This is a genomic window from Pedobacter sp. L105 (assembly GCF_009765875.1).
GTDB lineage: Bacteria > Bacteroidota > Bacteroidia > Sphingobacteriales > Sphingobacteriaceae > Pedobacter.
Map to the genome: position 1 here is coordinate 742,832 of NZ_LMUP01000004.1, position 23,590 is coordinate 766,421.

A 23,590-nucleotide genomic window follows, 5' to 3' on the forward strand; every position below is an offset into this window, starting at 1 on the left:
AATTACATCGCTACTTCTATCTTCACCTTCTTATTTTTAATTTTCTCATCGCGCAGCGATGAAAGTACTTTGTTCACCATGTTTCTTTTGATGGCTACATATGAACTTTGATCTTTCACTTCGATCAATCCTACATCATCCTTTTGCAATCCACCTTTTTTTAACAGTAAACCAACAATATCAATTTTGTTGACTTTATCCTTTTTACCTGCCGCAATATAAAGCGTTTGCCACTGGCTATCCTTTGGCAATTCATAACTGCCTTTCAGTTTTTCAGTTTCTATATCACCTTTCAGAAAAGGATACTTCTCTTCTTCTGTCATGATCAGATAGGCTGTTCCTTTAGCGTTCATCCGGGCAGTACGTCCGTTACGGTGTAGAAAAGCATCTTCTGTGTAAGGCAATTGATAATGGATAATATTGCCTACTTCAGGGATATCCAATCCGCGGGCGGCAAGGTCTGTGGTAATTAATATTTTAATACTTCCATTCCTGAATTTCAGCAATGCCCGCTCACGCTCATCCTGTTCCATACCGCCATGAAAAATATCATGGGCCAGGTCTTTATCGATCAGCAGGTCACTGATACGGTCTACCGTTTCCCGGTGGTTACAAAAAATCAGTGAAGTCTGTGCACCGATCTTACAGATCAGGTCAAACAAAACGTCCAATTTATCTTCTGCCGTAGTAATGATCTTCTTTAACTTCAAGTCGGGTGCTACCTTTACATCTTTCAGGAAATTCACTTCCAGTGAAGACTTTAGCCCGGTAAACTCAGGGATATCATTCATCGGCGTAGCCGAAGTCAGCATCCGCTGTTTCAGGGAGCGCAGGTTTCCAATGATATAAGCCATATCTTCCTGGAAACCAAATTCCAGTGCTTTATCAAATTCATCCAGTATCAGCGTGGTAATCGTAGATTCGTCGAAATTTTCTTTTCTCAGGTGATAGGCAATTCTGCCGGGTGTTCCTATCAATACCGCAGGCGGTTGTTCAAAATTGTTTTTTTCAATTTTCACCGGGTGGCCACCATAACAGCAGTTCACTTTAAAACCCGTTCCCATCTGCTTAAACACCTGTTCAATCTGCAGCGCCAGTTCTCTTGAAGGAACCAGGATCAATGCCTGAACACCTTTTACATCTTTCAGAAGATTTTTTAAAACGGGCAATAAAAAGCCTATTGTTTTACCAGAACCTGTAGGGGCGAGTAAAACAACGTCCTTTCCTTTATCTGCAGCTGCAATTGCTGCCTGCTGCATTTCATTTAAAGAAGTGATTTTTAAATTACCCAGTATCTTTTCAACCATCATACCGCAAAGATACGGGAATTAAGCTAAGATTAAGGGCAAAAGAAGAAGGGCTAGTATTGCAGAAATTTCTTCCTGATTTTCTTCATCCTGATCTGGGTTTTGGTTTCCAGTTTCATCAGCATTTTCCCTCTTTTATGCATCCAGGAAGTCATTTTAGTATTCGCTTCCTGGATTGGGGAGTATATTCTTTCTTCCAGGATCTCCAGATATTTTGCATTAGACCTACTTTGCTGCAATAAATAGAATTCATTCATTAGTTCTGTGTTCATGTCTGTCTGATTTAAATACGTGTTCGGTTAATTAAAGAATTTAACGACTGGCAACAAATGATATTGCCGTTAACGCTCATCTAAATTTAATAAAAAAAATCAAATGCTACATTTATCATCACAAATTATTGTTCATAAAATTGATGCTGCTGTCCAAAATATTTGTTTGGCACAACAAATGATCTGCTAAGTTGTTCTATAAATATAAACCATCTCAGAAAACACTATTAATGACCAAACATACCTATCAAACCGGAATAATCGGTAACTGCGCTTTCCTTGCACACATTAACAAAAACACAAATATTGATTGGTTATGCTGGCCCAGGTTTGACAGCTCATTTGTATTCGGCGGACTACTGGACAAAGAAGTAGGCGGTGAATTTTCTATCCTCCCTGGCGGAGAGTATACTTCAGAACAACATTACCTGGAAAATACCAATATCCTTTGCACAGAGATCACTAATGAGGAAGGTAAATATAAGGTAACCGACTTTGCTCCGCGGTTCTATCAATATGAACGCTACTACAAGCCTTTGATGCTGATCCGTAAGATTGAGCCCATAGAAGGCAACCCCCGGATTAAAGTTACCTGTAAACCAACTTTCAGTTATGGCGAAGGTTTCCAGCAGGGATCAAGGGGAAGCAACCACATCCTGTTTACGGGCAGCGAGCACCACATGCAGTTGAGTACCAATATATCCTTGTCTTATATCGAAGATGAAAAGTACTTCACGCTGAACGATACCAAATACCTGATCCTGACTTACGGTTATAACCTGGAAGCACCTATTGAAAGCACGGCAGAAAGATTTCTTTTAGAAACTAAGAAATACTGGAGAACCTGGATTAAACACTCTACCATAGCAGGTTTTCATCAATCCCTTGTGATCCGCTCTGCGCTGGTATTGAAAATCCACCAGTATGAAGATACGGGGGCAATTATCGCTGCAAGTACAACCAGTTTACCAGAATCACCGGGCAGTACCAGAAACTGGGATTACCGCTATTGCTGGATGCGCGACACCTATTATGTAATTACCGCATTAAACCACGTAGGCCATTTTGAAGAAATGGAGCGTTATTTTAATTATGTGACTGATATTTCCTTTAGGGACGACAAACGTTATCAGCCCCTTTTCGGCATCGCCGGAGAAAGGGTACTTACCGAACGTATTTTAACGAACCTGACTGGCTATATGGGCAATCAGCCTGTGCGCGTAGGCAACCAGGCGTTTGAACACATCCAGAACGATATTTATGGTCAGGTGCTCATTTCGATGCTGCCTTTATATACTGACAAGCGTTTCATTTACAGCGAACGTCAGGACTCTACCAAGTGGATGGATTACCTGCTCACAAAAATTGAGAATACCATTGATGAAAAAGATGCCGGAATCTGGGAGTTCAGAAATATGGCCAACATACATTGTTATACCAACCTGTTCCAGTGGGCCGGTGCCCAGGCTGCTTTAAAAATGGCAAAAACGATTGGCAATCAAGAATTCATGGACAGGGCTACCAAACTGATAGACCGGGCAGCCGCGCATATCGAAGCCTGTTATGATCCGGAACGGAAAGTATATAATCATGCGGTAGGCAGTGCGCATTTGGATGCCAGCACCTTACAGCTGATCTTAATGAATTACCTTGATCCTAACTCACAGCGTGCCAAAGATCACCTGATTGCTTTAGAGGGGGAATTAAAGGGCAAAAACGGGCTATTTTACAGGTATCGCCACACGGATGATTTTGGCAAACCCAAGACCACTTTCCTGATCTGTGCTTTCTGGTATGTAGAAGCATTAGCTATTGTAGGCAGAGTGGATGATGCTGTGAGGGAATTTAACTCCCTGGCCAGCTATGGTAACCACCTTGATCTGTTTGCAGAAGATATTGATGAAAACGATGGCAGCCAGTGGGGGAACTTCCCTCAGGCCTACAGTCATGTAGGATTGATGAATGCAGCACATAGAATTGCTATAAAATTAGATCAGCCAATTTTCCTTTAGGCCAACAAAAAAGCGGATGGCAGAACCTGAGTTCCACCATCCGCTTTCTTAAAATTCGAATGTTTTTAATGAACCTGTTTAGTTGTCGCCGATAACATTTGCAGCAGGTCGCGCACTTCCATAAAGTTTCTCAGGTAATACCTGGCTGCTGAAATATTACTACCTACTTTGATGGTATATGCTTCAGGGGGCAATGCTTTAAAGATATCCTCGTCTGTATAATCGTCGCCCAGTGCAATGATAAAATCAGGGTTCTTTCCGTATAACCAGTTTACCGCTGCTTTTCCCTTGTTTACTTCGATATTCTTAAATTCGATGACCTTACTTCCGGGCATCATCTGCAAGCCTTTATCAGTTATGGTATTTTTCAGGTGATTCATAATTTCATTGGCCCTAAGTTCTCCTAATCCTTCTTCTACATTACGATAGTGCCAAACCAGCGAGTAACTTTTATCTTCAATAAATGAACCCGGTGTCCTGTCGGCATAAGTCTCCAGAACAGTCCGCACTTCCTGCTTCCATTTATCGGTTAGCAAAGGCAGCGACTTCCATTCTTCTTTGTAGTGTTTTTGCCATGCCCCATGTTCTGCAATCAGGTCGAGCTTCATGTGGCCAAACCATTCTTCTAAAGTCTGATGTCTTCTTCCGCTGACAATAACGATACGGTTGGAAGGATCAGAAGAAAGGTTTTCTAATATTTGATATAGTTCTTCGTCAGGTGAAGCCTTATCGATATTGCTGTTAAAGCCTACCAGCGTTCCGTCATAATCCAAAAAGATATAACGATCAGCCGACCCGGCATAATCTGCGGCAATCTGCTCCCTCACTACTCTCACCGCATGTTTAGTCAATAATGACTCCTGCATCTTTTTTACTTCCGCCAGCTTATCCATAAAGTTACTTACCCAAAAATGTATATTAAATTTCTTAACCGTCCGCCTCATGACAGACATCCGCGTTTTCTGTTCTTCAACCGGCATACTTACCGCCTGAACAATGGCACGCATTACCTCACCAATATTGTTAGGGTTAACAACCAGCGCATCATTCAGCTCCTTGGAAGCACCGGCCATTTCACTCAAAATCAGCACACCGGTATCATCTACCCTGCTGGCCACATATTCTTTACTCACCAGGTTCATCCCATCCCTCATCGGGGTAACCAGACAGACATCAGCAGTGCTATATAAGGCCGATAAAAATTCTATAGGGAATGATCGGTAGAAATAATGTACCGGAAGCCAGTTTAAAGTTCTGTAATTAGCATTGGTATTCCCCACAAACTGGTCGATCTGATCACGCAGCTCTTTGTATTGCGGAACTGTATCCCTGGAAGGAACAACGATCATATATAATGATATTCTGCCGATATATTCAGGATAAGTATGCAATAGCAATTCATAAGCCTGTAAACGCTGTAAGATGCCCTTACTGTAATCCAGCCTGTCTATCGTTAAAATGATCTTACCGTCCTGTACAGACTCCCTGATCGACTCTATATGCTCTTCTACGGTAGGGTCACTCACCATTTCTTCAAACTTATCCGAATCAATTCCCATAGGGAAAGATTCTACCACAATCTGCCTGTCCTGATAGGTGATCATATTATCCGATACCTTTGCCTGTAAAAGACGTGAGGAGGCATTCAGAAAATGGCGTACATCATCAAAAGTATGGAAGCCTAATAAGTCGGCACCAAACATACCGGTGATCAGCTCCTCTCTCCAGGGAATCACGCGGAAGATTTCAAATGAAGGAAAAGGAATATGCTGGAAAAATCCAATGGTTACATGTGCCTGGGCGGTCCTGATCAAACCAGGCAGCAACAACAGTTGGTAGTCGTGCACCCAGATCGTATCCCCTTCTTTCAGATGGGCAATGACAATGGAAGCAAATTTATTATTTACACTTTGATAGGAATCCCAATAACCCTGTTCAAAATTGGCATAGGTAACCATATAATGGAAAACCGGCCATAAAACCTCATTGGAAAATCCTTCGTAATACAGATTGATCTCATCAGAACTTAAAAATACCGGGATCAGGTTCAAAACTGCCAGTTTTTCAATCACTTCCTGCTGCCTGTTTTCAGGCACATCTATTCCGGGCCATCCTATCCAGATGTTCTCTCCCGATTTGTATACCGATCCCAGGCCAGTAGCCAGACCTCCCTCACTCGGGCTAAGGACATATTCTCCATCCTGCTCTGCTATCTTAACGGGTAACCGGTTCGAAACTATTATTGTCTTGTTTACCATATTATACTATAAATAACTACTGACTTCACATATTGTTTGATTATTCTGAGTTTGGAGAAAACAGGTCATTACCCGGATCTTTGTAAAAAATTACATAATTGTTGACAACCATCTGATTGTTAGCAAATAAACAACGCAGATTTAATGTATCTTTAACATAATCAACTTATTTTTAGAAAACCTGTATACGGGTTGTTACCTAACACCAATAACGTATGACCTGGAAGAAATTTAATGGTGAAGTGATCCACGCACCAATCTTAGAAGAAGTAGAACAAGCTATCATCAGGGAAACTGAAAACGGCTATCATCTCAAAGTATGTATCGGCACAGACTCACAAGTGAAGGGCTCCTTCACAGACTTTGCTACAGTCATCGTATTGCTTAGGGAACAGCATGGGGGATTTATGTATATCCACCAGGAAAAAAGTCAGCAGAAAATGAGTATCAAAGAGAGAATGCTGATTGAAGTGCAGAAATCTATAGAAACAGCGTATGCGGTTTGCGATCTGCTGGACCTTTATAATGTAGACCTTGAAGTCCATGCCGATATTAATACGAACCCTATGTTTAAATCAAACAAAGCATTGAATGAAGCGATGGGTTATATTTTAAGTATGGGATTCATATTTAAGGCTAAACCGGAAGCTTTTGCGAGTTCTACCTGTGCGGATAAAATGGTACATTAAGGGGGGCTTCCGGCTTCGCTAAAAAATGGAAAGCCTTATTTTGATGCTGCCAACCGCTGAAACGCGCTTGAAGGCATCAAAATAAGGCTTTCCGTTTTTTTTAGGATATCCTACAGCAGGGGGGCTATCCAGCAGGGAGGTGAGCCTGCGAGGAGTTTATTTAGCAGCATGCTGAGCCTGTTGGGAGGCTATATAGCATGCGGCATAACCTCCGGTGGAGATCCCCTATTGAGGATTATCCGTGATGCTCCATCTCTATTCCTGTTGACGCAACTACTAAAGTACCCTGAGAATATTTTTCATTATGCTGACTTACATCCAGTCCTTCTTCTTCTTCTTCAGAAGTTACACGGATCGGTTGGATCATATTGATGATTTTAAAGATCAGGAAGGAAACTACAAAACTGAAGATGGCTACAATTAAGACACCTTTGAGCTGTGTAAAGAAGAAAGCCGGGTTTCCGTAGAACCAACCGTCAACACCTGCAGGATTAACCGTTTTAGTAGCAAAAATGCCGGTTAACAGCATACCAACAATACCTCCTACACCATGACAAGGAAAAACATCCAGTGTATCATCCAGGTTAGTTTTACCTTTCCATGAAACAGCAAGGTTTGAGATGATCGCTGCGATTACACCGATAAAGATGCTATGAGGGATGGCTACATAACCTGCACCAGGGGTGATGGCTACCAGGCCTACTACAGCACCGATACAGAATCCAAGCACAGAAGGTTTTCTTCCTCTTAATACGTCGAAGAACATCCAGGAAAGTCCGGCAGCTCCGGCCGCGATATTAGTTGTTGCAAAAGCAGATACGGCCAAGCTATTTGATCCCAGTGCAGAACCTGCATTAAAACCAAACCATCCAAACCATAACAGGCCTGTTCCGATCAGTACATAGGGAATATTTGCAGGAGGAATCTCCTGGTGATCCTGATGTACTTTTCTTCTTTTTAATACCAGTGCGCCTGCTAATGCAGCCATACCGGCAGAAATATGTACTACTGTACCACCGGCAAAATCCAGCACACCCATTTTAGCTAAGATGCCATCAGGATGCCAGGTCCAGTGTGCCAGCGGTGAATAAACGAACAGGGCAAATAATACAATGAATAAGATATATGAGGTAAAACGAATACGTTCAGCAACAGCTCCTACAACCAGTCCCGGTGTGATAATGGCAAACATCAGCTGGAATAAAGCAAACAAGGTTAAAGGAATAGTTGGTGCACCAATCCATGCGTGTCCAGAATTTACATTCTGAAAAAACAAAAATGTGCTGGGACTACCTATTAAACCATGAATACTGGTACCAAAAGCCAGACTGAAACCTACTACTACCCATAATACGCTGATCACTCCGGCAGAAACCAGACTCTTGATCATGGTAGACAATACGTTCTTTCTGTGGACCATACCACCGTAAAAGAAAGCAAGACCGGGCGTCATTAAAAATACCAGGGCTGTAGACACCAGAATCCAGGCTACGTCAGCCGAATTGTATTTCCCCTCATCAAAGTTTGGATGCAGAGGTACAAATAACGCCGCTATTGCTACAATCGCAAGAATTACGAAGGGGACAACCTGTTTAAATAGAACTTTGTTCATGTAAATTTGATTTTATTGATTTGTAGATAAGTTTAATTTGGATAATAAATTAAAAACATTAAATAAATTCAATAAAGATAATAATAATCAACAATCATTCAAAATATAATCATGGATTTGTACAAACTATTGAATTGTATCCAATAAAATACCCTTTGAAATGTAATTATGAAATTTATAGGATCGAATCAGCCTGATTTCTATAGAATTGATTAAAATAATCACATATAAACTCAAAAACCACAAGATAATTATATTCAATAAATTGGAAACAAAATCAAATTTAAATCTGTTGTTCGAACAAATAAGCATATTTATGCTTCCCTTATGAAAGCTTACCACCTCAAATTCTCTCAACGCGTCCCTATTAGTCTTGCTGAAGCATGGGACTTTTTCTCTTCACCAATGAACCTGGCTAAGATCACGCCTAAAGAGATGGCTTTTACCGTCACGTCAGAACTCCAGCCCGATCAGAAGATGTACCCGGGAATGATCATCACCTATAAAGTGGCACCCATTACCGGTATTAAACTGAACTGGATGACGGAGATTACCCAGGTAGAAGACCATAAATATTTTATTGACGAGCAGCGTTTTGGCCCTTATAAGTTCTGGCACCACCAGCATCATTTCAAAGAAATCCCCGGCGGTGTAGAAATGAATGACTTGCTGACCTATGGCTTGCCCATGGGAATTTTCGGAAATATTGCCAATAGCGTATTTGTTGCCGGAAAGCTACAGCAGATCTTTGAATTTAGAAAAAAGAAGGTAATTGAGCTATTTGGAGATTATACCAAAACAGGGACATAAGCAGAGCCCTGTACTACTCCCCTTTTTTCGATCTCTTTGTCAATATAAGTTTGAATAGCAGATTTATTTAAACCCCAGTTAGGTGCAATCAATAAATCCCAGTCTGATATACCAAACAAACGCTGGATCACTACATCAGGTCGTAACAAAGGGATCAGTTTACACAACAGATCTGTATATTCTTCGAGAGTAAATAATTTAAAAGGTTCCTTTTTATATTTGGCACCCATGATTGATCCTTCAACAATATGAAGGTGATGAAATTTCACAAATTTGATCTGCGGAAACCTGTTGATCTCGTGGATATAACCTAGCATCATTTCTTCAGTTTCCCACGGAAAACCAAAAATAGTATGCACACACAGATCAAGTTTACTGTTTTCCAGCAATTGAACAGCGGCAACAAACTCAGCATGGCTGCAGCCCCTGTTGATCTGGTTTAATGTTTCATCATAGATGGATTCCATACCCATTTCCAGATCTACGTCAAAACGATCAGCATAAGTCTCTAACAGCGCTACCTTTTCCGCATCGATACAATCCGGGCGTGTACCTACAGAAAAGCCTACCACGTCATGTGTATTGATTGATAAAGCTTCATCATACATCATTTTCAGGTAATGTACAGGAGCATAGGTATTGGTGTTCGGCTGAAAATAAACTATGAATTTATCGGCCTTATAAAAACCTTTACCGCGTTCCATCCCCTGCTCCAGCTGTTCGCGGATAGTGGGTAATTTCCTGGAAAGTTCGGGTGTAAAAGAATCCACATTACAATAGGTACAGCCGCCATAACCTTTACTGCCATCACGGTTAGGACAAGTAAACCCGCCATCAACAATGACCTTAAATACCCGTTGCCCTTTGTACTTTTCTTTAAGGTGAGCACCGTAGTGATTATATCCTTTTATACCTAAATCCAGTGGAGTTCCCAATTGCTTGTTTTTTGGCAAAAATACAGCTTTTAATTTATACTTACCGACACGGAAAGGTAAGAATTGTAAATCAGACAGCCCATTACCCTAAAAATCAAGCTCATCACCAATAAACACAATAATTAAATAACGTTCCAAATTCGGGGGTGTATACGATCCGGGTACCATGGTGAAACTAATCCTGAAATAGGTTCGTTTTTTGTGAAACTTAAGCCATATAAGACAAAGAAATGCAAAGGAAAACAATTATACGTTAAGGGAATTTCAGACAAACTTTAGCCGGGGTTTAACGGGAATGAGGAACGGGTTTGGAACGGGTTTGGAACGCCTCAGCAACGCCTCCGGAACGGCTAAATGGCGTTCCGGAGGCGTTGCTGAGGCGTCTTAAAGTGGTTCTTTATTTTGGCTAAACCTTGTTCAAAATCCGGTTGATGTTTTGCCGATGAATACAGACTTTCGGGTTTAAATATGGTAGCTGTATACCCACAACCAGTCATCCTTATATTACCATCAATACCTTCTCCCCATCAATACATCATCTTACTGAACTCCCTGAACGATAATCTTAAAAAAAAGAACAGGCTCCTTTACAAGATGCGGTCCTTTTTTCAAAGGAACGGGGAGTAAAGGAGCCTGTTCTTTTTTTCAAGAGAAGAAGAAACCTCTCCGGATACAGTAGTTATTAAGAAAACCTACTCTTCAGCAGCAGCGGGCTTAGATATATAATAAATAGGAATACCCAACAGCATAATCAGCACTCCCCACCCGCAGGTACTAAACCTGGTGATCAGCAAGCCTATGCAAAGCGCCGAAGCAACTACAATATATAAAGCTGGCAAAAACGGATAACCAAAAGCTTTATACGGACGTTCCGTATCAGGCTGTTTCCTGCGTAAGATAAAAATCCCATAAATAGTAAGGATATAAAAGATGATCACAATGATCATTACAAAATCCAGTAAATCGCCATATTTTCCGGTCAGACAAAGCACAGAAGCCCAGATACACTGAAACCATAACGCATAAGCAGGCACACTCGCCTTATTCAGTTCTGCAGCTTTCTTAAAGAACAACCCATCCTTCGCCATGGTATAATACACCCTTGCCCCCGCCATGATCAGCCCATTGTTACAGGCAAACGTACAGATCATAATCGTTACAGCCATAATTTTGGTGCCCATATCGCCAAAGATATGCTGGGCAGCAGCAATCGCTACACGATCAGACTTTGCAAAGGCTACTTCATTAAACGGCATTACCGAAATGTACATCAGGTTAGCCAGCAAATAAATCAAGGTTACAATGAACGTTCCGAAGAACAAACTTAAACCTACATTTTTCTTCGGGTCTTTAATCTCTCCGGCAATAAAAGTAACCCCTACCCAGGCATCACTGGAAAACAATGATCCTACCATAGAAGCGGCAATACCGGCCAGCAGTGCGCCGCCGCCAATGGAAACCCATGAATTACTGCTTACGTTAAAAGCCCTGGTATTCCAGGCATCATGCCAGTTGGCGTTCCAAACCTCAGTTTTTGCACCAATGAAAAAGCCTCCTATAATCAATCCAAATAGAGAAAGGATCTTAATGATAGTCATAAAGGTTTGCAGCATCTTGCCTTCCTTAACCCCGCGGCTATTGATATACGTCAGCAGGATGATCGTTACGATAGAAACCAACTGCGCAGCGCTCAAATTAAAAGATCCGATATGATAAAGGATATTATTTTCACTGAAGGGCTCATATAAATAGGCGGCAAACTTGGAAAAACCTACACCTACCGCAGCGATAGTCCCTGTTTGTATCACCGCAAAGAAACTCCAGCCATATAAGAAAGCAGTCAGCTTATTATAAGCTTCCTTCAAATAAACATACTGTCCGCCTGCTTTTGGAAACATAGCGCTTAGCTCTCCATAACTTACTGCAGCGATCATGGTGATGAGTCCGGAGATCAGCCAGATCAGGATAAGCCAGCCTGTAGAGCCTACCTGCCGGGCAATATCAGCACTAACGATAAATATACCTGAGCCGATCATCGACCCAACAACAAGCATGGTACCATCTAAGAGTCCGAGTTCTCTCTTAAAAGAAGTATCCTGGTTTTCGTTATTCATTACAAAATTTATTTGAGTGGTTAAATGACGGTTTTATTTTGCTAATATATTAAAATATCAAAACAAAGAGTGATTTGAAAATTGTTTTGCGCGGAAAGCCATCACTGCTACAGCGGATTAATTTGGGAATATCAGAAACTCTTGTTATTTTGTATAAAGGCCCTTATCTGCCTTATACTGAGCAACCAAATATAAACAACATATGAATTATTTACAGCAACATCTCATCTATTTCATTCCCCTGTTCGGGATCATCGGCCTCATCGTGATGTTATTCCAGAGTGCCTGGGTAACTCGGCAGGATGCGGGCGACAAAAACATGTCTCAACTGGCAGGCTATATTGCAGACGGGGCCATGGCCTTTCTTAAAGCGGAGTGGAAAGTACTCAGTTACTTCGTTGTCATCGCGGGAATTTTACTGGCCTGGTCGGGCACACTAAAAGGAAGCCCCTCCAACCCGATACACTCCAGCCCTGTAATTGCCATTGCCTTTTTAATAGGCGCTGTATTTTCCGCTTTTGCAGGATATATAGGTATGCGCATCGCCACAAAAGCAAATGTACGGACCACACAGGCCGCAAGAACCAGCCTGGCACAGGCACTTAAAGTTTCCTTCAGGGGTGGAACAGTAATGGGTTTCGGCGTAGCGGGCTTAGCCATAATGGGTTTAGGGGGATTATTCATTGTGCTCTACCATTCCTTTGTTCATCCGGGCACGCCGGCATCTGCTGCTGAATTAAAAAAAACCATTGAAGTACTGGCCGGGTTCTCGCTTGGGGCAGAAAGTATTGCCCTGTTTGCCAGGGTTGGCGGAGGCATCTATACCAAGGCGGCAGATGTAGGGGCCGATCTTGTAGGAAAGGTGGAAGCAGGAATTCCCGAAGATGATGTAAGAAATCCGGCTACCATAGCAGACAATGTGGGAGATAACGTTGGGGATGTAGCCGGTATGGGTGCAGACCTCTTCGGTTCTTATGTAGCTACGATACTGGCCACCATGGTTTTAGGCCAGGAAATTGTTTCAGAAGACCAGTTTGGAGGAATGGCGCCGGTACTGCTGCCTATGCTGATCGCCGGAATGGGACTGATCTTTTCTATCCTCTCTTCTCTTTTTGTGAAGATCAATAAAGACAGCGACAGCGTACAGCATGCGCTTAACCTGGGTAACTGGTTATCTATTGCATTAACAGGTATTTCTTCATTCTTTGCTGTGCGATGGCTCCTGCCACCGGTAATGTCTATCCGTGGTTTCGAATTTACCCCCTTGTCTGTTTATTACGCTATCCTTGTAGGCCTGGCAGTAGGTACACTCATGAGCCTGATCACAGAATACTATACCGCTATAGGTAACCGGCCTGTCAACTCGATCATTCAGCAATCCTCTACCGGCCATGCCACCAATATTATTGGCGGACTGGCCGTTGGTATGGAATCTACGGTATTGCCTATCCTGGTGCTTGCATCCGGCATATATGGCTCCTACTATTTCGCCGGCTTTTATGGCGTTGCCATTGCCGCTGCAGGCATGATGGCAACCACTGCCATGCAGCTGGCGATTGACGCTTTCGGACCAATTGCCGACAATGCCGGGGGAATTGCAGAAATGAGCGGTTTACCTAAAGAAGTAAGGGAACGGACAGATATCCTGGATGCCGTTGGAAATACCACCGCCGCAACCGGCAAGGGTTTTGCTATTGCTTCCGCTGCGCTGACTTCCCTCGCTTTATTTGCGGCCTTCGCCGGTATTTCCGGTATCACATCTATAGACATCTATAAAGCCAATGTGCTTGCGGGGTTATTTGTAGGAGGGATGATCCCTTTTATATTCTCTTCGCTTTGTATCTCTGCTGTTGGCCGCGCGGCCATGGCCATGGTACAGGAAGTACGCCGGCAGTTTAAAGAAATTCCCGGTATCATGGAATACAAAGCAAAACCGGAATATGAAAAATGTGTAGCCATCTCTACTGAAGCCTCTATCCGGGAGATGAGACTGCCCGGCGCTATTGCGTTAATTGTACCGCTGATTGTAGGTTTTACTTTTGGGCCTGAAGTACTGGGAGGCTTGCTCGCGGGCGTGACGGTATCGGGTGTATTGATGGGTATCTTTCAATCCAATGCGGGTGGCGCATGGGACAATGCCAAAAAATCTTTTGAAAAAGGTGTACTGATTAACGGAGTGATGGAGTACAAGGGATCAGACACTCATAAGGCTTCGGTAACCGGTGATACTGTGGGCGATCCTTTCAAAGATACCTCCGGACCGTCCATGAATATCCTGATTAAACTTATGTCTATTGTTTCTTTGATTATTGCACCGCACATTTCTATAGGAATTGGTAACAATATCAAAACAGAGGCCAAAAAAGAGACACAAATTAGCAAAACGACTGATTCTAAGGGCAAAATCTATCTTCTTACAGTTAAAAATAAGGCTAACTCATTGGATAATCCTTAATAATTAAGTACATTGTTCTGAATAAAAGGGATTTCCGCAAAAAATCCCTTTTACTTTTAATTTTTTTTTAATTAGGTTTGAAGTTGAATTCACGCAATTAAAAAAATAAAAACTTAATTATCAAACTAACTTATGTTATTTAAAAAATCTATTCCACAATTACTGGCCGAGGCTAATGAGAGTGGTGAGGGTACATTAGTACGTTCCTTATCCAGTTTCAATTTAGTTGCCCTGGGCGTTGGTGCTATCATCGGTGCGGGATTATTTTCCCTAACAGGTATAGCAGCGGCTGATAATGCAGGGCCTGCAGTAATTTTATCATTTATCATTGCTGCTGTTGGTTGTGGTTTCGCCGGACTATGTTACGCAGAATTTGCTTCCATGATACCTGTTGCAGGTAGTGCATACACTTATTCATATGCCACCATGGGCGAATTTATGGCCTGGATCATTGGATGGGATTTAGTACTGGAATATGCATTGGGTGCCGCTACCGTAGGAGCCAGCTGGTCGCAATATTTCTCCGAGTTTATTGAAGGATTTGGCATGCACTTCCCTACGGCGCTGTTACATGGCCCTTGGGATAAAATAGAAGTTGCCGGTCAAATGGTTAACGCTGGCGGAATTGTTAATCTTCCGGCCATTGTAATCATCTGCTTGTTATCCTTATTATTAATGAAAGGAACAGAAGAATCTTCTACTGTAAATAATATTCTGGTGATTGTAAAAGTTGCCGTTGTTTTGGTATTTATAGCGCTTGGATGGGCATTTATCAATCCTGCCAACCACCATCCCTTCATCCCTACAAATGCTGGTGAAGAGGCTGTAAAAGCTGGAACGAAAGGTTTCTTTGAATTTTTCGCCAGTGATGAGTTTGGCCATTTCGGTATTAGCGGCGTTCTTCGCGGTGCAGCTGTAGTGTTCTTTGCTTTTATCGGTTTTGATGCCGTAAGTACTGCTGCGCAGGAAGCTAAAAATCCGCAAAAAGGAATGCCTGTTGGCATTATCGGTTCACTGATCGTATGTACTATCTTATATGTGCTCTTCTCTTATGTAATGACAGGTCTGGAAAATTACGCCAAATTTGCTGGTGATGCCAAACCTGTGGCCTCTGCCTTTGCACATACGGGTTATACCTTCCTGAATAAATTCTTAATTGTAGCTATCCTTGCCGGTTATACTTCAGTGATCCTGGTGATGTTATTGGGACAGAGCCGTGTGTTTTATAGCATGAGTAAAGATGGTTTATTGCCTAAAGTATTCTCAGACCTGCACCCTAAAAATCAAACTCCTTATAAAACCAATTTAATGTTCATGATTTTCGTGAGTCTTTTCACAGGTTTTGTTCCGGTTTCAGATTTAGGACATATGGTTAGTATCGGTACTTTATTCGCTTTTTCTCTGGTATGTATCGGTGTATTGATCCTTCGGAAAACAGATCCTGATTTGGAAAGACCTTTCCGTACACCATGGGTACCATTAGTTCCTATCTTAGGAATTGTTGTATGTGTATTGATGATGGCTTCATTACCATTGATTAGCTGGGGACGTTTAGCATTATGGATGGGTATCGGTATCGTTATCTATTACGCCTATAGCAAGAAACACAGTAAGATAAGAAATGCTTATCAGGATACGCTAAAATAATAAAGAACGCTGTTCTGAATGCTTATAAAAAAAGGCGGCTATAATTAGTCGCCTTTTTTTATAAGCATTTTTTTACCTTTACATCAAACAGCTCCCATGGAATTTAATCTCAGCCAAATACTCTCTACCTCAATGGTGCTCTTTGCTATCATTGATATCTTAGGTGCCATCCCCGTAGTGATCCAGCTGCGCAGCAAGGCAGGACACATCGAGTCAGAAAAAGCAACTTTAGTAGCCACGGCACTGATGATCATTTTCCTTTTTGCCGGTGAAAGTCTGCTTAAGATTATCGGACTGGATGTGAAATCTTTTGCCATCGCCGGTTCCTTTGTTATTTTCGTTATCGCCATGGAGATGGTATTGGGCTTAACTATTTTTAACGAAGATGCACCCGAAACTGTTTCTATTGTTCCTTTGGCCTTCCCACTGATTGCAGGAGCAGGAACGATGACCACTTTACTATCCCTTAAAACCGAATATGCCCCTCAGAATATTGTAGCAGGTATTCTGATCAATATGATTTTCGTTTATATCGTACTAAAAAACACAGAGCGCCTGGAGAAATTATTCGGCCAGTCGGGCTTAAATGTGTTGAGAAAGGCTTTTGGAATTATCCTGCTGGCTATTGCTATTAAATTGTTCAGGAGCAATACAGGTCTATAAATTAAAGCAGATTAGGATAGCTGTTGTCATTGAATTAATAATAACAGCCGATTAAGGGTTATTCTTTAATTAGCCTGGCGATAAACATCGTATCGGCCTTGTCATTGTATCCTGTAATAGACTGCATACTTTCCAGTTTAAGTGGAAAATTAGCAGTCAGATAGGCTACAACATCTTCATTTTCTTTCTTAAATACAGAACAGGTAATATAGATCAGGGGTTTACCTGATTTCAAATACTGGACCACATTGCCGCCTATACTCTTTTGCAAACCGTTAAAAAAGGCAATCTTATGTTCTTCAAAATGATAAAGCATTTCTGGTGTACGCCCCCAGGTGCCCGATCCCGAACAAGGGGCATCCAGCAGAATTCCATCAAAGGCATAGTCATGCAGGTCCTGTTCGTTATTTTTTTGAAGGTCGAGTACTTTCTTCTGATATTTCTTTAATCCTGCTGCCCGAAATCGTTCATCCAGGTTAAACAGGCTGTTCTCTCTCAGGTCGCTCACCAGGAGCTGGATTTTAGGCTCTATTCCGTACAGCAGAAGAGACTTTCCTCCCGAAGCAGCACAACAGTCCCACCAGTAGTCATAAGGCTGTGGCTGGAAGAATTCGCCTGTTTTTTGAGATGACAGGTCCTGAACCTGATAATATTGATTTTCTGAGATTATATTTTCCAGTTTAGTCCCATTTGGCAGCGCCAGTGTCTGGTCGGTAATTTCTTTAACCCCGGTTTCTGCTTTCACCAGCAAATCAAAGATCCGCTGATGATCATCGGATTTTATCCGGATAAATAAATCAGGCTGTATAAAAAATGATTGTAAGAATTCTATGTTATTGATCCCCTCAGAAAGGGCTTCTTTAAAAGGAAAAACATCTGCAAGCTTAAACTCAGGGAAAGCAGTTTCAATCAGCGCCAGCTTAGCCTGTACAGGCAGCAGCACCTGATCTTTTAATGCCGGCAGATAGTGCTCAGTTACCAAACTAACTGTCTGGTTACAGAGAAAATCTGCAATAGCCAGACGCATGAGCGGATCTTCTTTTTTTAAAGCCTGACCAAGCCTGAAATAGCTGTACAGATACCTGCTCACCCAGCGCCTGTCTGATGAGCCCATGCCTTTATGCTGTTTAAAATAAGTAAACAGAAACCGGTGTAACGGTAAAACGCCATCGTACTTGCTAAAGACCTGCTCAAAGGAACGGATCTGATGTTCTATTTTCATTGTACCGGGTTTAGGGTATAGTTTTTATATTCCAGCAGGAACAGCTCGGTATTGATATAACCCAACTGGTCGTCCTTTACAAAAGAGAATGAATTTTGCAGGCCTTTATACTTCTCCTCGGTGAGGTGTTTTAAATAACCTCTGCCATATTTAGCCAGCATCGTACCAAAATAAAACCCTTCATCAAAACCTTTAAAAGAATATTCGCTGGGTTCAAAATCGAAATCATGACGGTATTTCCTGATAAATGCGGTCACTGCCTGACTTTTATAATCCACCCGGTAAGAAGAGGTGACCTTTGTGTTCAGCAGCTGCAGTTTATCGGTATTATAGTCCTGCTTGCCCCAGTTCGGGTGACCAAACAGATCAATGGTAATACCACTGTTTTTCATTTTCACCAGCTTGTCCAGCGTAGCGATCACAAAAGGTTTATCTGAGGAAGAAACCAGCACTACATATTGTTTACCGGGAATCAAATGGGTTTCCATAGTAAAAACGGAGCTATATTCCTGAAAAATAAACCTGGAGCCATTGCCCTTTTGAAAATATTTACGGATAGGTGCCCCCATCAATTCATCTCCGGACTTGCGGGTGTTGATCAGCACTACTACCGTTTTTTCCTCGTTATAGGCATTGGTAATATAGTCCCCCATTTTTTGCGCATGCAGATCTATATTGTTAACTACAGAGATCAGGTTAGGATTATTAAACTCTGAAGGATGTGTGGCTGCCAGCGGAGACACTACAGGTATCGTATTCGCAATAGAAAAAGCGGTAACGGCTTTCATCCCTTCGGGAAAAACAGGGCCAACAATCAAATTGCTGCCCGTAAGCTGTCCTTCTTTGAGCAGCGTAGCTATCTGTGCATCATTATCACGGGTATCCAGCACCTTAACTTTAAAGCTGAGGCCCAAAGCAGCGGCAGAATCTACCCCCATTTTAAATCCCTGGTAAAAATCAATAGCCATAGCAGACCTTTCCAGATCGGCTTTGCTGCCTGTTTTGATCCTGGCACTTTTTAGGTCAAAGGGAATCAGCAGTGATATATCAGCTTCAGTAAGCTTTCTATTATCCTCTGCCGGTTTTTCTTCCTTCTTTACGGTAGCATTTTTTGCTGATGGAGTTGTTTTCACCTTTGGCGAACAGGCCGCCAGGCAAAAACAACCCAATATCAGATAGAGGAATTTATTCCCACTCAATTGTAGCTGGCGGTTTTGAACTAATATCATAAACAACTCTGTTAATACCTTTTACTTTATTGATGATTTCATTAGAAATTTTCGCAAGTACCGGATAAGGTAAATGACACCAATCGGCAGTCATACCATCAACAGACTCTACTGCACGAAGGCAAATTACATTTTCATAAGTACGTTCATCGCCCATTACACCAACAGACTGTACCGGAAGAAATATCGCTCCTGCCTGCCAAACCTGGTCGTATAATCCGGCCTCTTTTAAATTATTGATGTAAATCGCATCCGCTTCCTGAAGGATAGCTACTTTTTCTGCGGTCACATCACCGAGGATACGTATCGCTAATCCCGGACCAGGGAAAGGATGACGGCCTAAGATAAAATCCGCCAGTCCCAGTGATTTACCTACCCTTCTCACTTCATCTTTAAATAAAGTATTGAGGGGTTCAACTATTTTAAGCTTCATGAAGTCGGGCAAACCACCAACATTATGGTGAGATTTTATCGTTGCTGAAGGACCTTTTACAGAAATAGACTCGATCACATCGGGATAAATTGTACCCTGTGCAAGCCATTTCACATCCTGTACTTCATGTGCAGCATCATCAAATACTTCGATGAACACACGGCCGATAGCTTTACGTTTCAGCTCAGGATCTTTAACGCCAGCCAGCTGACTTAAAAAGCGATCCTTAGCATCAATGCCTTTAATGTTTAAGCCAAGATGTTTGTACTGCTCTAAAACCTGCTCGTACTCATCTTTACGCAATAAACCATTATCAACAAAAATACAGTGAAGATTGGTGCCGATAGCCTTGTGCAGTAAAATTGCGGCAACACTCGAATCAACACCGCCAGAAAGACCAAGAACAACTTTATCGTCTCCTAATTTTTCCTGTAAGGCAGCAATGGTAGTTTCCACAAAAGCATCGGCAGTCCAGTTCTGGCTGCATCCGCAGATATCAACCAGGAAGTTTTCCAGTAATTGTTTTCCATCGGTACTGTGGGTAACTTCAGGGTGGAACTGAATGGCATAAGTAGAAGAATCTTTCACCTGGAAAGCGGCAACTTTTACACTGTCTGTACTTGCAATGATTTCAAAATTTTCAGGAACAGCGTTAATGGTATCACCATGTGACATCCATACCTGTGAACCTAAATTTATATTTTTTAATAACTTATTGTCAGATTGAACAAAGTTTAGATTAGCCCTTCCGTATTCACGTGTGGATGAAGCATGAACCTGGCCGCCAGAATGCTGTGCCAGATATTGAGCACCGTAACATACGGCAAGAACAGGATACTTTTGATGGAAAAGCGGCAGATCTATTTGTGGGGCATCTTCCTGAAGAACAGAGTAAGGGCTACCTGAAAAGATAATACCTTTAACATCTGAGGAAATTTCCGGAATATTATTAAATGGATGTATCTCACAATAAACATTCAATTCACGTACCCTGCGGGCTATCAATTGTGTAAATTGAGATCCAAAATCGATAATGAGGATTTTTTCTAGCATGGCCAAAGTTAGTATTTATTCACTTCAACACCGAATCTTTTTAAGAAATCCACGCCTTCATCACTAGGCAGACCTTTATAGGCTGCATAGGAGTCTCTAAAGAATACAACTTTTATTCCTGCCGATAAGATCAATCGTGCACAGGCAATACAGGGCGACAAAGTAGTATACAATGTTCCGCCTTCAATTTTAGACCCGTTCCTGGAAGCATACAGAATTGCATTTTCTTCCGCATGCAGGGCGAGGGAACAGCTGCCCCTGGAATCTCTTGCACAACCGGTTTCAGGCCATTCTTCGTCACAGTTATGTGTACCTGAAGGAGGGCCGTTGTAACCAATAGAAATAATTCGGGTGTCTTTTGTGAGTACAGCACCTACCTGTGCCCTCACACAATGAGATCTGGCAGCCAGGTCGACTGCCAGATTCATGTATATTTCATTGAAACCAGGTTTCACTTTCATTCTTTTAATGACCGCCTTCTGCGGCTATATCTTCTACGTCAATTCCTTGTTTTCTTAATACCGCACTTACTTTCCATGCGAAGAAGATCAGGTAAGCAAAACCAATGGCAGGAACAATATAAGAGTGGTGGATACCTTGAGCATCTGCCAGTTTACCTTGTACCGGAGGCAGGATAGAACCACCCAGGATCATCATAATCAGGAAAGATGAACCCTGACTGGTATATTTACCCAATCCGGTAATAGACAAGGCAAAGATTGAAGGCCACATGATAGAGCAGCATAAACCACCGCTGATAAAGGCCAGTGTAGCCAGCTCTCCTGTATTTAACAGACCAACTACCATACAAATCACACCCAGTGTAGCAAAGATGGCCAGTGTTTTGGCTGGTTTCTCCTGACCCAGGAAAAATCCGATCACTAAGACAGCTACACAAACACCATAGATGTAAAGGTTTCCTACATCAGTACCGGTAAAGTGGTTCACCAGCAGTACCACGCCAAAACAGGTAAAAGGCACAACTACAGTTAAAATATTTTTCCAGGTTTTAGTCAGGTTAAATACACTCACCGCACCGGTTAAACGTCCAATCATCATACTTCCCCAATACAGGGCGATGTATGGTTTAATCGCCGATTCGGCAAAACCACCAAATTCTTTCAGGTTTAATAAAGCACCCAGGTTACTTTGAATGGTTACTTCTACACCTACATAAGCGAAAAGAGCGATCATCCCCAGAATAAGTTGTGGATACTGCATTGCACCCCATTCATTCAGGTTGTCTTTCTTTTTAAGATAAGCATAAACCAGTGAACCCATGATAATCACCAGGGAAGAGTAGACAAAGTTTGTTTCCGCAATTCCTGTCAGTTTACCCAGAGGTGTTGCCGCCAGTACCATTAAAAAGCCAAGGATCATTACTACAATCGGTCCGTTTGATTTAGGACTGCCTTCAATTTTTTCGTCACTGGTTACTTTAGGTAAAGTGATCACGCTGTAAAATATAGCTACCAGTAAGAATAATCCGGCTAGTGCGTAATATAACGTAGTTACAGAAGCAATATCCACTACTTTAGCTACAGCATCATTGGCAGAGCCAAAAAGCACGATACTTACAATAACAGGACCCATTAAAGCTCCAATGTTATTTACACCACCTGCAAGGTTTAAACGGTGTGTACCACTCTCTGCAGGGCCTAAGGCTGCAACAAATGGCTGTGCAGCCGTTTGCTGTAGAGAGAAGCCCAGCGCAATCACAAAGAAAGCTACCAGAATAAAGAAAAATGATCCCGAATGTACAGCTGGAACCATCAATAAGGCACCGGCAGCAGAAATGATCAGTCCGGAAATGATACCTTTTTTATAGCCTATCTTATTTAAGATATCTACTTTACTTGCCTGAGAGGCGAAGTACAAAATCAGTGACCCGATGAAATATCCACCGTAAAAAGTAAAGTCGATCAGTTGAGACTCAAATTGTGTAAGGTGAAAGTGTGACTTGCAGAAAGGTATAAAGATACCGTTCGACGCGGCCACGAATCCCCAGAAAAAGAAAACGGTGATCAATGAATACAGCGCCGTTCCATAATTTTTTTGTGTTTGTTTTTCCATATAATTTGAAAGTCCTTTTGTTTACAGGGGATAAACTTAAATAAAATAAACTGTTTGTTAAAACGTTTAGTGTACACAATAAATGAAGCAAAAAAAATAGAGCTAGTTATAATTAAAATCGGATATTAGCGACAAATATATGTGAGTTGAATGATTGAAGCAATATTACAAGGGATTGGTGCTGGTATTTTGTTTTCGTTTTTAACAGGCCCGGTTTTCTTTTCTATGATCAAAACCAGTATAGAAAAAGGCTTTAAAGCTGGTTTTTCTTTGGCTATAGGGGTTGTTCTAAGCGATATGATTTTTATCAGCCTTACGATCTTTAGTTCACAGTTTGTGGATTACAACGCGAATTATAATCTATATATAGGTATCGTTGGAGGTTTATTTCTCCTTGGGGTGGGATTATATTACCTGATCAATAAGGTAAAAGTAAATTACGAGACTTCTGAAATTCTCAAAGTGCGGCGGGCCGGTTATATCATTAAGGGTTTTTTAATGTGCCTGTTATCCCCTACTACCTTAATGTTTTGGATCATGGTTGGAGGGATCGTATCCGGACAGCTGCATTACGAAATGGCAGAAAAGGTAGTCTTCTTTGCCGTTGCCATGTGCACCCAGTTATTCGTCGACTTCATTAAAACTTATTACGCAGCCAAGCTGAGGTACCGTATCAAGGAAAAAAACATCAGGACACTCAACCGCATTGCAGGTGCAGTGATCATTATCTTTGCTTTACGCCTGTTTATAGAAGTAATCATTAAATATCACAAGTAATAGATATTGCTCTGAATAATTTAAGACAT

At 41.8% G+C, this 23,590-nt stretch carries 18 protein-coding genes; 7 read left to right on the top strand and 11 right to left on the bottom strand.

Going from position 1 to position 23,590, the window contains the following annotated elements:
• Window positions 1-2: 2 nt before the first annotated feature.
• A complete protein-coding gene (locus GSQ84_RS08360; RefSeq protein ID WP_158796786.1) occupies window positions 3-1,310 on the bottom strand; it encodes a DEAD/DEAH box helicase in 1,308 nt (435 codons plus the stop codon).
• A 50-nt stretch (window positions 1,311-1,360) separates the two neighbouring features.
• Entirely contained in the window at window positions 1,361-1,579 is a 219-nt protein-coding gene (locus GSQ84_RS08365) for a hypothetical protein (protein ID WP_158796787.1), read from the bottom strand.
• A 230-nt stretch (window positions 1,580-1,809) separates the two neighbouring features.
• Between GSQ84_RS08365 and GSQ84_RS08370 the strand changes: the two genes are divergently transcribed.
• Window positions 1,810-3,591, top strand: coding sequence for a glycoside hydrolase family 15 protein (locus tag GSQ84_RS08370; RefSeq protein ID WP_158796788.1), 1,782 nt, complete (start codon window positions 1,810-1,812; stop codon window positions 3,589-3,591).
• A 65-nt stretch (window positions 3,592-3,656) separates the two neighbouring features.
• On the opposite strand, the gene GSQ84_RS08375 is transcribed toward GSQ84_RS08370, so the two are convergent.
• A complete protein-coding gene (locus GSQ84_RS08375) occupies window positions 3,657-5,849 on the bottom strand; it encodes a bifunctional alpha,alpha-trehalose-phosphate synthase (UDP-forming)/trehalose-phosphatase (protein ID WP_158796789.1) in 2,193 nt (730 codons plus the stop codon).
• Between the two features lie 215 nt (window positions 5,850-6,064).
• Here GSQ84_RS08375 and GSQ84_RS08380 point away from each other — a divergent pair, with 215 nt between their 5' ends.
• Complete coding sequence (locus GSQ84_RS08380) at window positions 6,065-6,538, top strand: ribonuclease H-like YkuK family protein (protein WP_158796790.1); 474 nt, start codon at window positions 6,065-6,067, stop codon at window positions 6,536-6,538.
• A gap of 235 nt (window positions 6,539-6,773) precedes the next feature.
• On the opposite strand, the gene GSQ84_RS08385 is transcribed toward GSQ84_RS08380, so the two are convergent.
• Window positions 6,774-8,150, bottom strand: a complete 1,377-nt coding sequence (locus GSQ84_RS08385; protein WP_158796791.1) for an ammonium transporter — start codon at window positions 8,148-8,150, stop codon at window positions 6,774-6,776.
• Window positions 8,151-8,477: 327 nt separating this feature from the next.
• Between GSQ84_RS08385 and GSQ84_RS08390 the strand changes: the two genes are divergently transcribed.
• A complete protein-coding gene (locus GSQ84_RS08390) occupies window positions 8,478-8,960 on the top strand; it encodes an SRPBCC family protein (RefSeq protein WP_158796792.1) in 483 nt (160 codons plus the stop codon).
• Here GSQ84_RS08390 and GSQ84_RS08395 read toward each other — a convergent pair.
• Both GSQ84_RS08395 and GSQ84_RS08400 read right to left on the bottom strand, forming a co-directional pair.
• Window positions 8,939-9,895, bottom strand: coding sequence for a TIGR01212 family radical SAM protein (locus GSQ84_RS08395; RefSeq protein WP_158797376.1), 957 nt, complete (start codon window positions 9,893-9,895; stop codon window positions 8,939-8,941). The two genes, GSQ84_RS08390 and GSQ84_RS08395, sit on opposite strands and share 22 nt — an antisense overlap.
• A gap of 692 nt (window positions 9,896-10,587) precedes the next feature.
• On the bottom strand, window positions 10,588-12,009 hold the full coding sequence (locus GSQ84_RS08400; protein WP_158796793.1) for an APC family permease: 1,422 nt from the start codon (window positions 12,007-12,009) through the stop codon (window positions 10,588-10,590).
• A gap of 202 nt (window positions 12,010-12,211) precedes the next feature.
• On the opposite strand from GSQ84_RS08400, the gene GSQ84_RS08405 reads away from it, so the two are divergent.
• From GSQ84_RS08405 to GSQ84_RS08415, 3 genes are all read left to right on the top strand, one after another.
• Window positions 12,212-14,464 (top strand): sodium-translocating pyrophosphatase, encoded by a 2,253-nt coding sequence (locus GSQ84_RS08405; RefSeq protein WP_158796794.1) that lies wholly within the window; start codon window positions 12,212-12,214, stop codon window positions 14,462-14,464.
• 132 nt (window positions 14,465-14,596) lie between these two features.
• Window positions 14,597-16,111: an amino acid permease gene (locus tag GSQ84_RS08410; RefSeq protein ID WP_158796795.1), complete on the top strand. Its 1,515-nt coding sequence runs from the start codon at window positions 14,597-14,599 to the stop codon at window positions 16,109-16,111.
• Between the two features lie 96 nt (window positions 16,112-16,207).
• Window positions 16,208-16,774: a MarC family protein gene (locus GSQ84_RS08415; protein ID WP_158796796.1), complete on the top strand. Its 567-nt coding sequence runs from the start codon at window positions 16,208-16,210 to the stop codon at window positions 16,772-16,774.
• 58 nt (window positions 16,775-16,832) lie between these two features.
• On the opposite strand, the gene GSQ84_RS08420 is transcribed toward GSQ84_RS08415, so the two are convergent.
• The 5 genes from GSQ84_RS08420 to GSQ84_RS08440 are packed head-to-tail and all read right to left on the bottom strand — an operon-like array spanning window position 16,833 to window position 22,784.
• Entirely contained in the window at window positions 16,833-17,996 is a 1,164-nt protein-coding gene (locus GSQ84_RS08420) for an RsmB/NOP family class I SAM-dependent RNA methyltransferase (protein ID WP_158796797.1), read from the bottom strand.
• Window positions 17,993-19,225, bottom strand: coding sequence for an ABC transporter substrate-binding protein (locus GSQ84_RS08425; RefSeq protein WP_158796798.1), 1,233 nt, complete (start codon window positions 19,223-19,225; stop codon window positions 17,993-17,995). The genes GSQ84_RS08420 and GSQ84_RS08425 overlap by 4 nt, the downstream gene beginning before the upstream one ends.
• Window positions 19,182-20,711: a glutamine-hydrolyzing GMP synthase gene (gene guaA, locus GSQ84_RS08430; RefSeq protein ID WP_158796799.1), complete on the bottom strand. Its 1,530-nt coding sequence runs from the start codon at window positions 20,709-20,711 to the stop codon at window positions 19,182-19,184. The genes GSQ84_RS08425 and guaA overlap by 44 nt, the downstream gene beginning before the upstream one ends.
• An 8-nt stretch (window positions 20,712-20,719) precedes the next feature.
• On the bottom strand, window positions 20,720-21,172 hold the full coding sequence (locus GSQ84_RS08435; protein WP_158796800.1) for a dCMP deaminase family protein: 453 nt from the start codon (window positions 21,170-21,172) through the stop codon (window positions 20,720-20,722).
• A gap of 4 nt (window positions 21,173-21,176) precedes the next feature.
• A complete protein-coding gene (locus GSQ84_RS08440; protein WP_158796801.1) occupies window positions 21,177-22,784 on the bottom strand; it encodes an MFS transporter in 1,608 nt (535 codons plus the stop codon).
• 150 nt (window positions 22,785-22,934) lie between these two features.
• On the opposite strand from GSQ84_RS08440, the gene GSQ84_RS08445 reads away from it, so the two are divergent.
• A complete protein-coding gene (locus GSQ84_RS08445; protein ID WP_158796802.1) occupies window positions 22,935-23,561 on the top strand; it encodes a LysE family translocator in 627 nt (208 codons plus the stop codon).
• Window positions 23,562-23,590 lie beyond the last annotated feature (29 nt).